At 71.2% G+C, this 14,552-nt stretch carries 12 protein-coding genes; 8 read left to right on the forward strand and 4 right to left on the reverse strand.

What is annotated here, in order from left to right:
• The first annotated feature begins 33 nt into the window (after positions 1-33).
• The 3 genes from PXH83_RS06570 (at position 34) to PXH83_RS06580 (ending at position 1,781) form a co-directional block, all read left to right on the forward strand.
• On the forward strand, positions 34-372 hold the full coding sequence (locus tag PXH83_RS06570; RefSeq protein WP_274557757.1) for a hypothetical protein: 339 nt from the start codon (positions 34-36) through the stop codon (positions 370-372).
• Between the two features lie 69 nt (positions 373-441).
• The gene (locus PXH83_RS06575) at positions 442-1,089 is read left to right on the forward strand and encodes a DUF3105 domain-containing protein (protein ID WP_274557758.1); all 648 of its coding nucleotides are present in this window, start codon (positions 442-444) and stop codon (positions 1,087-1,089) included.
• Complete coding sequence (locus PXH83_RS06580) at positions 1,089-1,781, forward strand: DUF305 domain-containing protein (RefSeq protein WP_274557759.1); 693 nt, start codon at positions 1,089-1,091, stop codon at positions 1,779-1,781. Before PXH83_RS06575 ends, PXH83_RS06580 begins: the two co-directional genes overlap by 1 nt.
• Here PXH83_RS06580 and PXH83_RS06585 read toward each other — a convergent pair.
• Complete coding sequence (locus PXH83_RS06585) at positions 1,750-2,697, reverse strand: alpha/beta fold hydrolase (protein ID WP_274557760.1); 948 nt, start codon at positions 2,695-2,697, stop codon at positions 1,750-1,752. The two genes, PXH83_RS06580 and PXH83_RS06585, sit on opposite strands and share 32 nt — an antisense overlap.
• Positions 2,694-3,380, reverse strand: a complete 687-nt coding sequence (locus tag PXH83_RS06590; protein ID WP_274557761.1) for a DUF998 domain-containing protein — start codon at positions 3,378-3,380, stop codon at positions 2,694-2,696. Before PXH83_RS06590 ends, PXH83_RS06585 begins: the two co-directional genes overlap by 4 nt.
• A 170-nt stretch (positions 3,381-3,550) precedes the next feature.
• Here PXH83_RS06590 and PXH83_RS06595 point away from each other — a divergent pair, with 170 nt between their 5' ends.
• Positions 3,551-4,390, forward strand: a complete 840-nt coding sequence (locus PXH83_RS06595; RefSeq protein ID WP_274557762.1) for a DUF4190 domain-containing protein — start codon at positions 3,551-3,553, stop codon at positions 4,388-4,390.
• A gap of 186 nt (positions 4,391-4,576) precedes the next feature.
• The gene (locus PXH83_RS06600; RefSeq protein ID WP_274557763.1) at positions 4,577-6,331 is read left to right on the forward strand and encodes an NAD+ synthase; all 1,755 of its coding nucleotides are present in this window, start codon (positions 4,577-4,579) and stop codon (positions 6,329-6,331) included.
• 522 nt (positions 6,332-6,853) lie between these two features.
• Here the strand turns inward: PXH83_RS06600 and PXH83_RS06605 are convergent.
• Complete coding sequence (locus tag PXH83_RS06605; protein WP_274557764.1) at positions 6,854-7,879, reverse strand: endonuclease/exonuclease/phosphatase family protein; 1,026 nt, start codon at positions 7,877-7,879, stop codon at positions 6,854-6,856.
• A 313-nt stretch (positions 7,880-8,192) separates the two neighbouring features.
• Between PXH83_RS06605 and panB the strand changes: the two genes are divergently transcribed.
• The 3 genes from panB to PXH83_RS06620 all read left to right on the forward strand — a co-directional run bounded on the left by panB (position 8,193) and on the right by PXH83_RS06620 (position 11,032).
• On the forward strand, positions 8,193-9,056 hold the full coding sequence (gene panB / locus PXH83_RS06610) for a 3-methyl-2-oxobutanoate hydroxymethyltransferase (RefSeq protein WP_274557765.1): 864 nt from the start codon (positions 8,193-8,195) through the stop codon (positions 9,054-9,056).
• A gap of 99 nt (positions 9,057-9,155) precedes the next feature.
• Positions 9,156-10,184 carry an ATP-binding cassette domain-containing protein gene (locus tag PXH83_RS06615; RefSeq protein ID WP_274557766.1) on the forward strand — a complete coding sequence of 343 codons (1,029 nt, stop codon included), beginning with the start codon at positions 9,156-9,158 and terminating at the stop codon, positions 10,182-10,184.
• Positions 10,181-11,032 (forward strand): ABC transporter permease, encoded by an 852-nt coding sequence (locus PXH83_RS06620; protein ID WP_274557767.1) that lies wholly within the window; start codon positions 10,181-10,183, stop codon positions 11,030-11,032. The genes PXH83_RS06615 and PXH83_RS06620 overlap by 4 nt, the downstream gene beginning before the upstream one ends.
• A 21-nt stretch (positions 11,033-11,053) precedes the next feature.
• Here PXH83_RS06620 and PXH83_RS06625 read toward each other — a convergent pair whose 3' ends face one another.
• A complete protein-coding gene (locus PXH83_RS06625) occupies positions 11,054-14,548 on the reverse strand; it encodes an AfsR/SARP family transcriptional regulator (RefSeq protein WP_274557768.1) in 3,495 nt (1,164 codons plus the stop codon).
• Between the last annotated feature and the right edge of the window lie 4 nt (positions 14,549-14,552).

Genomic DNA, 14,552 nt, shown 5'->3' on the forward strand with positions numbered 1-14,552 from the left:
CGCACCGGGCGCAGCAGGCGCACCGTACGTCCCATGGCGCTGCTGAGCGCCGTGGCGACGCTGCTCGTCGCGCTCTTCGTCTGCCTCGGTGCCGTCGCGGCAGAGCCCCGTGAGCACCACGACGCGGCCGCCGCCTTCAGCGCCGCCCCTCCCGCGCCGGACGTCGCGGCGTACATCTGCCCGTACGACTCCCAGCACTGCGGCGCCTTCGCACACCTCTCCCCCGCCGTGCTCACCGCGCCGCCGCCGGCCACCCCGGTGGCCGCCGAGCCGCTGCACTACGCGCCTCCGGCTCCTGTGAATCCGGTCCGTGGCTCCGGGGCACTTCCCCGCGCGCCGGGACGCCATGCCCTTCAAGTGATGCGGACGTAGCCGGGCCGCCCGGTTCTTTCCGGGCTTTCGTCATCCCCCAATCCCTTTTCGCAGGCAGAAGGACACACCATGGCTTCCACCAAGACCTCCAACGCGTCGCGCAAGGCCCGAATAGAGGAGATGCGCCGCGCCGAGCAGTCGCGCGAGCGCCGCAACCGGTTCCTGACCATCGGCATCAGCACCGTCGTCGTGGTCGGCCTCGTCGGCTTCGGGTCCTACGTCTTCCTCCAGGAGTCGGAGAAGAAGGAACAGAAGGTGGCCATGGCCAAGGCGCCTGTGAAGAAGGAGAAGTCCTGGGACGCGAAGAAGCTGGGCCGCAATCACGTCACCAAGGAAGTCTCCTACCCGATGACGCCGCCGGTGGGCGGCGACCACAGCCAGGTCTGGATGAACTGCGACCGGGATGTCTACAAGAAGGAAATCCCGAAGGTGAACGCGGTGCACTCGCTGGAGCACGGCGCGGTGTGGGTGACGTACAACGACAAGGCGTCGGACGCGGACATCAAGAAGCTCGAGGAGAAGGTCCGCAAGACGTCGTACTCGTTGATGAGCCCGGTCAAGGACCAGTCCGGTGCGCTCATGCTCAGCGCGTGGGGCAAGCAGGTCACGGTGGACAGCGCCTCCGACCCGCGGGTCGAGCAGTTCTTCACCAAGTACGTGCAGGGGCCGCAGACGCCTGAGCCCGGTGCGGCGTGCACGGGCGGAATGACCCTGTGATGACCCGTACGCACTGGGCCGCCGTCACGGCGGTCGTCCTGGCGCTGCTCTTCGCGGCGGCGGCCGTCACGGCGGCCGCCGGGAGCGGGGGCGAGGACGGTACCACCGGTGTCAGTACGCCCACGGTGGACTCCGCGGACGCGGGCTTCGCGCGGGACATGTCTGTGCACCACCAGCAGGCGGTGGAGATGTCCTTCATCGTCCGCGACCGTACGAAGGACGAAGAGGTGCGCCGGCTGGCGTACGACATCGCCAACACCCAGGCCAACCAGCGGGGCATGATGCTCGGCTGGCTCGACCTGTGGGAGCTGCCGAAGGTGTCGTCGGACGAGCCGATGGCCTGGATGGCGGGCGCTGGGGGCTCTTCCGGGCACGGTGGTCATGGTGCTGCCGGCGGCGGTGCGGCGCACGGGGCGCACGAGGTGCGTGACGGGGCGCTCATGCCCGGCATGGCCACCAAGAGCGAGCTGGCGAAGCTGCGTGAGGCGGACGGCAAGCGGGCGGAGATCCTCTATCTCCAGCTGATGACCGACCACCACAAGGGCGGCGTCGCGATGGCTCAGGGCTGTGTCGAGCGGTGCGAGGTCGGCACGGAGCGGGCCCTGGCCCAGGGCATGGTCGACGCGCAGGAGTCGGAGATCGCTCTGATGACGGATCTGCTCAAGGCGCGGGGTGCGGCTCCGCGTTCCTGAGTCTGCCCTTGCGCTGAATCTCCTGGACCGCCCGGACCACCAGGTCCGGGCGGTCCAGCATCATCAAGTGGCCGGAAGGCTCGGCGACTTCGAAGCGGGCGCCGAGCTGTCCGGCGAGGGCCCGCTGCCGGTCGAGCCAGCGCAGCGAGGAGCGGCCGCCCTTGCCGTCGTACGCCGCCAGGACCGCCGCCGGGACGCCGTCGGGCAGCGGGGAACGGTCGCGCAGCGCGAGGAGTTCGGCTGCGACCGCGCGGTAGTGGGTGTTCTCCAGGAGTGCGCCGCGCAGGACGCGCGAGGTGCGGTAGCAGCGGCGTACAAGAGCGTCGGGCGCCGGATCACCGCCGTCGCCGGTGCGGCTCAGGCTGACCGTCGCCCGGCGGGCCAGGGGGCCCAGCGCCGCCGGGGCGCCGGTCGCGGTGAGGGCCGCGGCGAGGGCCCGGGCGGCGGCAGTGCGCAGGGCCGGCGCGGCAGGGGTGCGGGCGTGCTCCTCGACGCTGGAGTCGACCAGCACGACGGCTGCCGTACGGGCCGGGTGGAGGCGGGCGAAAGCCTCCGCGTGGAATCCGGCGACGGAATGGCCCACGACGGTGGCGGGTCGGCCGGCGCTGAACCTGTTCGCGATGGCGGGCAGCGCGTCGAGGATCGCGGCGATACGGTGCGCCTCACCGGCAGCGGTCGGCGGCGTGCTCGCGGGGCCGCTGAGGCCGTGCCCGGGGCGGTCGAACCGTACGACCGTGAAGGACGGCGCGAGCAGCCGTGCCACGGGATCCCAGTCGAACCAGCTCATCCCGAGCCCGGCGCTCAGCACACACACCGGGCCACTGCCGTCGACGACCACATGGTGCGGTACGCCGCCGATCCGGATGAAACGGCGATGCGAAGCGGAAGCCGAAGTCGAGGTCGAAGTCGAAGTCACTCGTACAGCTTCTCGCGTGCCACTGACAATGCGAGCACAGTCAGCCAGACCGCCACCAGCAGCACCTGGATCCGCTGTCCGACCCCCAGCAGCCAGGTGCCCTGTCCGGCCTCGAAGGCTGCGACGGCGGCCAGGGTCCATACGGTGGCGATGAGTTCGGCCGTGACGATGACGGGTCCGGTACGGGCGAGGGGCGCCCAGCGGCCGTACCGGCGGGCCGCGAGCGTGAGCGCCACCATCGCGACGACGGCTCCGGTCGTCGCGAGGGTGCTGCTCCACGAGTGCGCCGCGTGCGTGACCGGGACGAGGCCCGCCGCCTCTCGGGCCCCGCACTGAGCGTCGGCGGTCGGCGCGCAGCTCAGCGGCAGCCGGGAGTCGGCGGCGGTGAGGGCGCCGAAGAAGGCGATGCCGGCCCAGCCGGTGACCGTCCAGAGCCTGCGCGGGCGGTACCTGACGAAGGCCCAGAGCGCGCCAGCGAGCACCAGCAGGCCCGCGATCAGGTCGGTGGCCCGGAAGAGGCCACCGCGCGGCTGGTCGGCCGCGGCGAGCTCACTCACGTACGTACGCGCGGGGTCGAGGCCGGTCACGAGGACGGCCTCAAGTGCCCAGGCGGTGTACGTGACGGCGCCGAGCGCGAGGAGGGCGGCGACGGGCCGACTACCGCGGAGAAGCTCAAAGGACATGGTTGGCGCAACGCTACTTCGGAATCGGGGCGCGTCGGCCATCTCTCGTGCCCTCGTGTGCCGCCGCATGCCGGGTGGCTCGGCTACCGGCACATAGAGAACTACGGGACACATGTGTGCCCTGTTAATGTCATCGAACTCTTATTCGCCCATGGCCTCAAGGACGTCGGATGACCATGCCCGCCCCGCCCAGCGGCCAGAGTCCGTGGGGCCCGCCGCCGGCCGGTTTTCAGGGGCCGCCGCCCATGATGGCGCAGCCGCGCAACGGCCTGGGCGTCGCGGCCCTGGTGCTCGGCATAGCCGGTGTCGTCCTCGGCCTGGCCGTGTTGCTGTTCTGGATGTCCTGGCTGCCCGCCCTGCTGGCGCTGGTCTTCGGCATCGTCGGACTCGGTCACGCCCGCAAGGGTCTGGCGACCAACAAGGGCATGGCCCTCACCGGCCTGATCCTCGGCGCGGTGGGTCTCCTGCTCGCCGTCGGCGGCGGGGTGTTCACCGTCACGAAGGTCACAGAGATCACCGACGACGTCCGCGCGGAGGTCGAGTCGGCGGAGGCGTCCGCGAAGGCCTCGGCATCGGCGGAAGCCTCGGCGTCCGCCGCGGCGGAGGCGGCCAGGAACCTGGAGTTCGGTGAGACGTACACGTACGAGAATGGCCTGAAGATCACCGTCTCCAAGCCGCAGCCGTACGTTCCGGACGATTACGTACTCGGTCACGCAAAAGACAACAAGGCGGTCCAGGTGACGGTCATCGCCGTCAACGGCGGCACCGCGAAGGTCGACTTCAAGACGGGCCTGCCGAGTGTCAGCGACGCCGACGGGGCCGATGCGGAGCTCCTGATCGACGGCAGCGGCCGGCAGAAGGTCCTCACCGGCAACCTCCTCCCCGGGAAGCGGTCCGTCGGGAAGTACGCCTACTCCCTGCCTCCCGGCGCGGCAGACCGGATGCAGGTCGAATTCAGCCCCGACGTGATGGAGTACGAGGACGCGGTCTGGACCGGCCCGACGAAGTGAAGCGGGCGCGCGGAGGCGTCCTCGGGAGCGTTCTCGGGAGCGGGCGCGGGTGTCGGGCGCGGAAGCGGAAGCGGGCGCGGAAGCGGGTGTCGGGCTCCGGAGTGGGGCGCCGGAGTGGGGCGCCCCACACATGTCCGTACGGCTCCCGCCAGGACATCGCGTCAATCTGACGGTTAGGCTGACTACGTGCCTCAACTACGCCTCGCTCTGAATCAGATCGACTCGACCGTCGGCGACCTCTCCGGCAACGCCGAAGCGATCGTCCACTGGACCCGCCACGCCGCCGAGCAGGGCGCCCACCTTGTGGCGTTCCCCGAGATGGCGCTGACCGGTTACCCCGTCGAGGACCTCGCCCTGCGGTCGTCCTTCGTCGAGGCGTCGCGCGACGCCGTACGGTCGCTCGCGGTGCGCCTCGCCGAGGAGGGCTTCGGGGAGATCCCGGTCATCGTCGGCTACCTCGACCGCTGCGAGAAGGCCCAGCCCCGCTACGGCCAGCCCGCCGGGTCGCCGCAGGACGCCGCCGCCGTGCTGTACCGCGGCGAGGTCGCACTGTCCTTCGCCAAGCACCACCTCCCCAACTACGGCGTCTTCGACGAGTTCAGGTACTTCGTGCCGGGCGACTCGATGCCCGTCATCCGCATCCACGGCGTCGATGTCGCCCTCGCCATCTGCGAGGACCTCTGGCAGGACGGCGGCCGCGTACCGGCGACCCGGTCCGCGGGGGCGGGGCTGCTCGTGTCCATCAACGCCTCTCCGTACGAGGTCCACAAGGACGACAGCCGGCTCGATCTGGTGCGCAAGCGCGCCCAGGAGGCGGGCTGCACGACGGCGTACATCGCGATGATCGGCGGCCAGGACGAACTGGTCTACGACGGCGACTCGATCGTCTGCGACAAGGACGGCGAAGTCATCGCACGGGCGCCGCAGTTCTCGGAGGGCAGCATGCTGCTCGACCTGGACCTGCCGGCCGCGAGCGGGGACGCGCCGACCGGGATCGTCGACGACGGGCTGCTGATCGACCGCGTCGTTCTCTCCGAGGAGCCGGTCGCGGCGTACGAGCCGGAGCTGACCGGGGGTTACGCGGAGCGCCTCGACGACGACGAGGAGGTGTACTCGGCGCTGGTCGTGGGCCTACGGGCGTACGCCGCAAAGAATGGTTTCAGCAGCGTCCTGATCGGACTGTCCGGCGGCATCGACTCGGCGCTCGTGGCCGCGATCGCGTGCGACGCGCTGGGCGCGCAGAACGTGTACGGCGTTTCGATGCCGTCGAAGTACTCGTCGGACCACTCCAAGGGCGACGCGGCGGAGCTGGCGCGGCGTACCGGGCTGAACTACCGGACCGTCGCGATCGAGCCGATGTTCGACGCGTACATGGACTCGCTGGGCCTGACCGGGCTCGCCGAGGAGAACCTCCAGTCGCGGCTGCGCGGCACGACGCTGATGGCGATCTCCAACGAGGAGGGCCACATCGTGCTGGCGCCGGGCAACAAGTCCGAGCTGGCGGTGGGCTATTCGACGCTCTACGGCGACTCGGTCGGCGCGTACGGTCCGATCAAGGACGTCTACAAGACGTGGGTCTTCGCGCTTGCGCGGTGGCGCAACAAGGCGGCGGAGGAGCGGGGCCAGACGCCGCCGATCCCGGAGAACTCCATCTCCAAGCCGCCGAGCGCGGAGCTCCGGCCGGGGCAGGTGGACACGGACTCCCTCCCGGACTACGACGTCCTGGACCGGATCCTGGAGATGTACGTCGACAAGGACCAGGGCCTGGAGGCGATCGTCGCGGCGGGCTTCGACCGGGAGCTGGTCGCGAAGACGCTGCGGATGGTGGACACGGCGGAGTACAAGCGCCGGCAGTACCCGCCGGGCACGAAGATCTCCGCGAAGGGCTTCGGCAAGGACCGGCGTCTGCCGATCACGAACCGGTGGCGCGAGTCGGTCTGAGTGGGGGGTGGCCACCCCGCCTGCCCCGTTCGGGGGGGCGCGAGACGGTGGACGCCCCCGTGGGGCGCGGGGGCACCGTCGGCGGTGCGGGCCGGTGGGCGGTGCGCCCGCCTGCGCCGGGCACCTGCCCCACCGCGCCCGCCCGTTCAGGGGGCCACAGGCCGCGGACGCCCCCGTGGAGCGCTGGGCGCCGTCGACGGGTGCGGCGCAGTGGGTAGTGCGCCCGCCTGCGCCGGGCACCTGCCCCACCGCGCCCGCCCGTTCAGGGGGCCACAGGCCGCGGACGCCCCCGTGGAGCGCTGGGCGCCGTCGACGGGTGCGGCGCAGTGGGTAGTGCGCCCGCCTGCGGCGGGTGCCTGTCCCCCCGCCCGGTTGATTTTCAGCCCGTCCGGCGCTTCGGCCTGGGCATGGGTGACCTTTTCCACGAGAGAGGGGGAGAGTACGTTCCTGTGCGGAACAAACTCTCTCAGGTGAAGTGCTCCGCGACGTAAACGCCGGGTTGCGACCGAGCGTGCGTGCCCGTCAGATCTCCACCCGCGCCGCGATCGGCAGATGGTCGCTGCCCGTGTCCGGCAGCGCCCAGGACGACACCGGGTCGATCCCCTTCACCATGATCTGGTCGATCCGCGCCATCGGGAACGCCGCAGGCCAGCTGAAGCCGAAGCCGTCGCCCGCCGCGCCCTGCGTGGACCGCATCTGGGAGGTGACCGCGTTCAGGGCCCTGTCGTTCATGGTGCCGTTGAGGTCGCCGAGGAGGACGACCTTGCCGAGGGGCTCGCGGGCGATGGCCTCGCCGAGCGCGTCGGCGCTGTCGTCGCGCTGGCCGGCCGTGAAGCCGGCGTTGACCTTGACCCGTACGGAGGGGAGATGCGCGACGTACACGGCGACCTCCCCCTCCGGCGTCGTCACCGTCGAACGCATGGCGCGGGTCCAGCCCATCTTGATGTCGACCGGCCGCGTGTCGGACATCGGGTACTTGCTCCACAGCCCGACGGTGCCCTGCACCGAGTGGTACTTGTACGTGCCGGACAGAGCGCTCTCGTACGACGGCACCGCGCTGGCCTTGAGCTCCTCAAGGGCCACCACATCGGCACCGGATTCGGCCAGTTTGCGGGCCGTGCCCTCGGGGTCCGGGTTTTCGGCGTTCACGTTGTGGGTGGCGACCGTCAGGTTGCCCCCCGTGCCCGCCTTGTCGGTGAGCAGACCCCCGAAAAGGTTCAGCCAGACAATCGCCGGCAGGAGCAGGGCGACCAGCGCGGTCGCCGAGCGGCGGACCAGCGCCATGACGAGCAGCACAGGGATACCGACCACGCCCAGCCAGGGCAGGAACGTCTCGGTGAGGCTGCCGAGGTTGCCGACGGTGTTGGGGATCTCCGCATGGAAGACCATCAGCAGCGTGAGCAGGACCGCACAGACCGCGAGGAGGACGCCGCGCCGCCAGATGCCCCTGTCGCGGCGCCAGCGGTCGAGGCGGCGCCGGAGACGGGACCCCGAACGCTCGGATTCCGAGCTGCCGTTCCCCGGGTCCGTCATGTACGCCTGTGCCATTCCGCTGTCCTCACTGCCTTGCCATGCCCTGCACACCGGCCCCGCCTGTGACCCTAGGGGATTGCCGGTGCCTTTCTCTGCCGCCCAACACGGCGGCCGTCCTGACACGAGGACGACGGGGCGAGGGTGCGGGTTCCGGTTCCTGTACGCGGAGGGCCCGCTGTGACGAAACGCGCACAAACCAGCCAGCGGCGCGGACAGCCCTCAGTAGCCGCACCGTCCCCACTTCCCGTAGGCCCCGGTGGGGTGTCACCATGGTTGTGGTCCGGGGACGCCGTCAGGGCGCCTCGAGATTTCGAAGGAGCCGTTAGCCATGACGCTTCAGGCTGCCCACAAGACACCCGCCGACAGCAGCAAGGCGCTGTACGGAGGCAAGGGCACTCGCCGCATCACGGTCCATGACATCGCCGCCGCCAAGGAGCGCGGCGAGAAGTGGCCCATGCTCACCGCGTACGACGCCATGACCGCCTCGGTCTTCGACGAGGCCGGTATCCCGGTCATGCTCGTGGGCGACTCCATGGGCAACTGCCACCTCGGTTACGACACCACTGTGCCGGTCACTCTCGACGAAATGACCATGCTGTCCGCCGCTGTCGTACGGGGCACGAGCCGCGCCCTCGTCGTCGGCGACCTCCCCTTCGGCTCCTACCAGGAGGGCCCCGTCCAGGCGCTGCGCAGTGCCATCCGGCTGGTCAAGGAGGCCGGGGTCGGCGCGGTCAAGCTGGAGGGCGGCGATCGCTCACTGGCCCAGACCGAGCTGATCGTGCAGTCCGGCATCCCGGTCATGTCGCACCTGGGCCTGACACCGCAGTCCGTGAACACCATGGGCTACCGGGTGCAGGGCCGCGACGACGAAACGGCCCACAAGCTGCTCCGTGACGCGAAGGCCGCCCAGGACGCCGGCGCGTTCGCGGTCGTGCTGGAGCTCGTACCGGCCGAGCTGGCCGCCGAGGTCACGCGCTCGCTGCACATCCCGACGATCGGCATCGGCGCAGGTCCCGACACGGACGCCCAAGTGCTCGTGTACACCGACATGGTCGGTCTCACGGGCGGCAAGGTGCCGCGCTTCACCAAGCAGTACGCGAACCTCCGGCAGACCCTCGGGGACGCTGCGAAGGCGTTCGCCGACGAGGTGGTCGGCGGGGCGTTCCCGCAGGAGGAGCACACCTTCCACTAGCCACTGCCCGCACCAGAGACAGCCCGCCGACTTCCCCCATCGGCGGGCTGTCGGCGTTCTGTCGGTGCGTTGTCAGTGGCGGCTGTTCTCATAGTCGGCATGACGCGAATCGACAAGAACCCCACAGGCGGCGCGGCCAACGCCGTCGAGGTAAGGGGACTGGTCAAGCACTACGGCGAGACCAAGGCACTGGACGGCGTGGACCTGGTCGTACAGGAAGGCACCGTGCTCGGTGTCCTCGGGCCCAACGGCGCAGGAAAGACCACCCTCGTGCGCTGCCTGTCCACCCTGATCCAGCCGGACGCCGGCACGGCCGTCGTGGCCGGTTACGACGTGGTGAAGCAGCCCCGGCAGCTTCGCCGCACCATAGGCCTGACCGGGCAGTACGCCTCGGTCGACGAGAAGCTCGCCGGCTGGGAGAACCTCTACATGATCGGGCGGCTGCTCGATCTGTCCCGCAAGGACTCGCGCAGGCGCGCGGACGAGCTGCTGGAGCGGTTCTCGCTGACCGAGGCCGCGAAGAAGCCGGTCATGCAGTACTCCGGCGGTATGCGGCGGCGCCTCGACCTGGCGGCTTCCATGATCGGGCAGCCCTCCGTGCTCTACCTGGACGAGCCGACGACCGGACTCGACCCCCGTACCCGCAACGAGGTGTGGGACGAGGTGAAGCGGATGGTGGGCGAGGGGGTCACCGTCCTGCTCACCACGCAGTACATGGAGGAGGCCGAGCAGCTCGCGTCCGAGCTGACGGTCATCGACCGTGGCCGGGTCATAGCAGGCGGCAAGGTGGACGAGCTGAAGGCGAAGGTCGGCGGCCGCACCCTTGAGGTCCGCCCGTCCGACCCGGCGCAACTGACTGCGATGGCACGGGCGTTGAGCGAGGCGGGGCTCGACGGGATCGCAGGGTCGAAGGCCGACGAGGGGATGCTGTACGTACCGATCCTCAGCGACGAGCAACTGACCGCGGTGGTCGGCCTGCTGGGTGCGCGGGGCTTCGGCATCGCGGAGATCGGGACCCATCTGCCCAGCCTGGACGAGGTGTTCCTGGCCATTACGGGCGAGAAGACGAGCGACGCGGTCACCGAGGGCGTCGAAGACATCAAGCAGCACGAGGAGGTCGCGGCATGAGCGCGGCGACAGTGACACCGACCCCGGCATCGGCGCCCGAGTCGCCCGCGAAGGCGCGCGGCGGCGGTGAGGGCCGGATCGGTCTGCGGGCCAACGCACGGCACATCGTGGCTCTCGCCCGCCGCAACGCCATGCAGATCAAGCAGGATCCGGAGTCGATGTTCGACGTCCTGCTGATGCCGATCGTCTTCACCCTGCTCTTCACCTTCGTCTTCGGCGGCGCGGTCGCGGGCCCGGGCAAACAGTCCGAGTACGTCAGCTATCTGGTCCCCGGCCTGATGGCGATGATGGGCATGAACGTCTCGATGGCGGTCGGCACCGGCGTCAACGAGGACTTCCAGAAGGGGGTCATGGACCGGTTCCGGACGATGCCGATCGCCCGGTCCTCGGTCCTCATAGCGAAGATCGTCGTCGAGATCGGCCGCATGATGGTCGCCTTCACGATCCTGCTGATCGTGGGCTTCGTCCTGGGCATGTCGGTCGAGACTTCGCCGCTGCACATCCTGGGCGCGATCGGGCTTTCGCTGCTCTTCGGCGCCTCACTGATGTGGATCTTCATCCTGATCGGGCTGACCGTGAAGACGGCGCAGGCTGTGCAGGGCATGGCGTTCATGGTGCTGATGCCCCTGCAGTTCGGGTCGTCGATCTTCACGTCGCCGTCGACGATGCCGGGCTGGTTGCAGACCTTCACCGACTACAACCCGCTGTCGAGCCTGGCGGACGCGGCGCGCGGGCTGTTCATCGGCGGTCCCGTCGCCCGCGATGTGTGGATGGTGCTGGCGTGGACGGTGGCCATCACCGTGGTGACGGCTCCGATCGCGGTGTCCAAGTTCCGCAAGAAGACCTGACGTACGGTCCCGCCGGTCGCGTCAGCGTCCGGCGGCCAGGGCGGCGGCCTCGTCCAGAGTGAGGCCGCTGCCTTCGGCGTACGCCGACTCGTACGCGGTGTCGCCCAGTGCGGCGCGGGCCGCCGCCTCGGCGTCCGCCCTCGTCTCGCGCTCCTGCGTCGTCACGAAGTGGCCCGGCGGGAGCAGGGCGTCGTGCGCGTGGAGCAGGCGGGCGGCGTCGCGGGCCATGCCCGGGCCGCCGAGTCCGGCCAGGGCGCGGGCCGCGATCATCAGCTGGATCGCGGGCATGTGCGGGGCGACCATCCGCGACAGCGGCACGCATGACCGTTCCAGCGCCTGGCGTTCCTTATCGAGCGCGGCGGCGTAACGGCCGTCCAGATTGTCCAGCCAGGAGAGGAGCCCGAGCACGAAGCCTTCGAAGATCGCCAGGGTCGATTTCTTGAAGTCCCGCCGCACGCACTCCAGTTGTTCGCGGCCCTCGTCCCTGCGACCGCTGCGGGCGAGCCACACCGCCAGGTAGATGCGGGCTGCAGGCTCGCACTCGTGACCGCTGTGCTCGACCTCGGCGAGGACGGCGCGCAGCATCGCCTCGGCCTCCTCGCCGTCGCCCGTCTCCACCATGACGCCGGCGAGCCGCACCCGCAGCAGCGCCACCTGCTCCTTGGCGCCGAGCTGTCCCGCGTGAGCGATCGCGGCGCGGAAGTCCTCGGCGGCGAGGGCGAACTTGCCTGTGCGCTCGCGGGCCTCGCCGCGCGCCGACAGGGCCTCGGCCGCGCCCCAGGCGTCGCCGAGCCGGGTGAAGATCTCCAGGCTCTCGTCGGCGTCGCGGCCGGCGTCACCGGCCCAGGCACTGCGGTTGGCGAGGATGTTGGCCCGCATCTGGAGCGCGGCGGCGAGCTCCCATACGTAACCGAGCTCCCGGCAGGTGTCGACCGTCCGGTCGATGACCTCATTCAGCTGCCCCGGGCTGCCGGTGAGCATGATCGCGTAGAACCAGAGCGTTCCGGGTGTGCGGCAGGTCTGCGGCAGGCCCGGCCGGTACACGTCGACAACGCGGCGCAGCCACGCCATGGCGTCGCCGGAGGTCCACTCGTCGAGGTCGTGGTTCATGCTCGCCAGATGGATCATCCAGGCTCCGCGCCGCGCCTCCAGCAGCTGTTCCGGTGCCATGGGCGGCGGTGTGTCCGTGCACCGCTCGTGCAGGGCGGGGGCGGGGGCGGCCGGCGGTGCGAAGGGGTCGGGGCCGAGTTCGGCGGCGGCCAGGGACCAGTGGCGGGCCTCGCTGCGGAGATCGCGGATCTGCCAGTACCAGGCGAGTGAGTGCACGAGGCACAGCGCCTCGTGCTCGTCGCGGGCGGCGATGGCGCGGCGCAGTGCGGTGCGGAGGTTTTCGTACTCGACCTGGAGGCGGCTGATGCCGGTGAGCTGTTCGCGGCCGCGCAGCAGGGGGTCGGCGTGGCGGGCCAGTTCGCGGAAGTGGACGAGGTGGCGGTGCTCGGTGGCGTCTCGTTCGCCCGACTCGTCGAGGCGTTCGGCGGCGTACTCGGCGACGGTTTCGAGGAGGCGGTAGCGCATGCCGCCGCTGCTGCCGCCCGCGCCTTCGCTCGCGCCATGGCCCTCGCCCCCGCCCTCTCCCGAAGGGGAGGCCACCACAAGGGACTTGTCGACCAGCGAACCGAGTACGTCCAGCGCATCCGGCCCGCAGACCGCCTCGGCGGCGGGCAGGTCGCAGCCGCCCGCGAAGACGGACAGGGCGCGCAGAGCCGCCCTTTCCGGCTCGTCCAGCAGGTCCCAGGACCAGTCGACGACCGCGCGCAGGGTCTGCTGGCGCGGCAGTACGGTGCGGCTGCCGCCGGTGAGGAGCCGGAACCGGTCGTCCAGGCGGTCGGCGATCTGGCGCGGGGTGAGCATCCGGAGCCGGGCGGCGGCGAGTTCGATGGCGAGGGGCAGGCCGTCGAGGCGGCGGCAGATCTCGGCAGCGGCGGCCGGATCGTCGTCCGTACGGAACCCGGGCTTCGCGGCGGCGCCGCGTTCGGCGAGCAGGCGCAGCGCCATGGGGTCGGGCAGGGGTTCCACGGGCCGTACGACCTCGCCGGGCACGCCGAGCGGTTCCCGGCTGGTGGCCAGCACGGTCACGCCCGGGCAGCGGACGAGCAGCTCCTCGGCGAGGTGGGCAGCGGCGTCGATCACGTGCTCGCAGTTGTCCAGCAGGAGCAGCATCTGGCGGCGGGCGCAGTGCTCGACGAGGCGTACGAGCGGATCGTTCCCGTGCCGGTCGGCGGCCCGCAGCTCCTCGGCGCCGGCTCCGCGCAGCACGGTCTCGCGCGCCCCGAGCGCGACGAGTACGGCCTCGGGCACGGTGGCGGGGTCGTCGACGGGTGCGAGCTCTGCCAGCCATACCCCGTCCCGCCAGGCCCCGTCAGCCGCCTCGGCGGCTTCCTGCGACAGCCGTGTCTTACCGGCGCCACCGGGCCCCAGTAGCGTGACGAGCCGGGCACCGGCGAGGTCGCCCCGGATGACGTCGATGTCGGCCTCGCGCCCGACGAAGGAGGTCAGACGGGAGCGTAAGTTGCCACGGGAGGTTTGCGTTTGGGTTTGGGGCGCGGTGCGTGGGTCCGTGGGGGGCGGAGTGCGCTGCTGGGCGCCGTGAGCCTGCGCGGCGCCGGGGGCGGCGCTTTCTTCCCCTGCCCCGCCCCTTCCCGGCTGTGACATTTTGCGGCTGCCGCCGCGTGGCGGGCCAAGCCCCCAGGCCCCCGGGCGGGCTGCAGTTACCGAGGCCTCCAGCACGTGGGGCGGAGTCGGGGATAGCAATTCCGCGTGCAGAGCGCGGAGTTGGGGTGACGGGGCCGTACCCAGGCGCGTTGCCAGGTCCTGGCGCAGGTCCTCGTAGGCCGCCAGTGCCTGTGCCGTGCGGCCCGCGTCGCGCAGGGCGCGCAGGCGCAACGCCTGGAGCTGCTCGTCGATCGGGTGGTCGTCGCAGAGCGCGGCCAGTTCCGGCAGCGCCTCTTCCGCGCGGCCCAGCGCCAGCGCCGACGCCAGGCGGGTGCGGCGGACGGCCAGGCGGCGGGTCTCCCAGCGGGTGGCTTCGCCCGTACGGTCGGGGAGGTCGGCGAGGGCCTGGCCCGTCCACAGGCTCAGCGCCTCGTCGAGCAGGGCCGCCGCCTCGGCCGGGTCCCCGGCGTCCAGGGCGCGCTCGCCCTCCCCCGCGAGACGCTCGAAGCAGTACAGGTCTACGTCCTCGGGGCCGGCGCACAGCCGGTAACCGCCGTCCACGGAGGTGATCGCCCCATGGCCGAGTGCCCGGCGGAGCCGGCCGACCAGGGCCTGGAGTGCGCCGGTCGCGTCGGCGGGCGGGTCGGCGGCCCACACCTCGTCGGTGAGGGCGCCGGCCGGCACCGTACGCCCCGGCCGCAGCGCCAGCGCCGTCAGCAGGGCGCGCAGCCGCGCTCCGCCGACGGCGACGGGCGTGCCGTCGTCGCGGAGTGCCTGGGTGGGGCCGAGTATGCGGTAGCGCACGGCC

It is taken from the genome of Streptomyces spiramyceticus, assembly GCF_028807635.1.
Taxonomy (GTDB): domain Bacteria; phylum Actinomycetota; class Actinomycetes; order Streptomycetales; family Streptomycetaceae; genus Streptomyces; species Streptomyces spiramyceticus.

Bases quoted from the DNA above. Each gene is read 5' to 3' on its own strand.
- PXH83_RS06570 (WP_274557757.1), top strand. From the start codon at position 34: ATGGCGCTGCTGAGCGCCGTGGCGACGCTGCTCGTCGCGCTCTTCGTC.
- PXH83_RS06575 (WP_274557758.1), top strand. From the start codon at position 442: ATGGCTTCCACCAAGACCTCCAACGCGTCGCGCAAGGCCCGAATAGAG.
- PXH83_RS06580 (WP_274557759.1), top strand. From the start codon at position 1,089: ATGACCCGTACGCACTGGGCCGCCGTCACGGCGGTCGTCCTGGCGCTG.
- PXH83_RS06590 (WP_274557761.1), bottom strand. From the start codon at position 3,380: ATGTCCTTTGAGCTTCTCCGCGGTAGTCGGCCCGTCGCCGCCCTCCTC.
- PXH83_RS06595 (WP_274557762.1), top strand. From the start codon at position 3,551: ATGACCATGCCCGCCCCGCCCAGCGGCCAGAGTCCGTGGGGCCCGCCG.
- PXH83_RS06605 (WP_274557764.1), bottom strand. From the start codon at position 7,879: ATGGCACAGGCGTACATGACGGACCCGGGGAACGGCAGCTCGGAATCC.
- panB (WP_274557765.1), top strand. From the start codon at position 8,193: ATGACGCTTCAGGCTGCCCACAAGACACCCGCCGACAGCAGCAAGGCG.
- PXH83_RS06615 (WP_274557766.1), top strand. From the start codon at position 9,156: ATGACGCGAATCGACAAGAACCCCACAGGCGGCGCGGCCAACGCCGTC.
- PXH83_RS06620 (WP_274557767.1), top strand. From the start codon at position 10,181: ATGAGCGCGGCGACAGTGACACCGACCCCGGCATCGGCGCCCGAGTCG.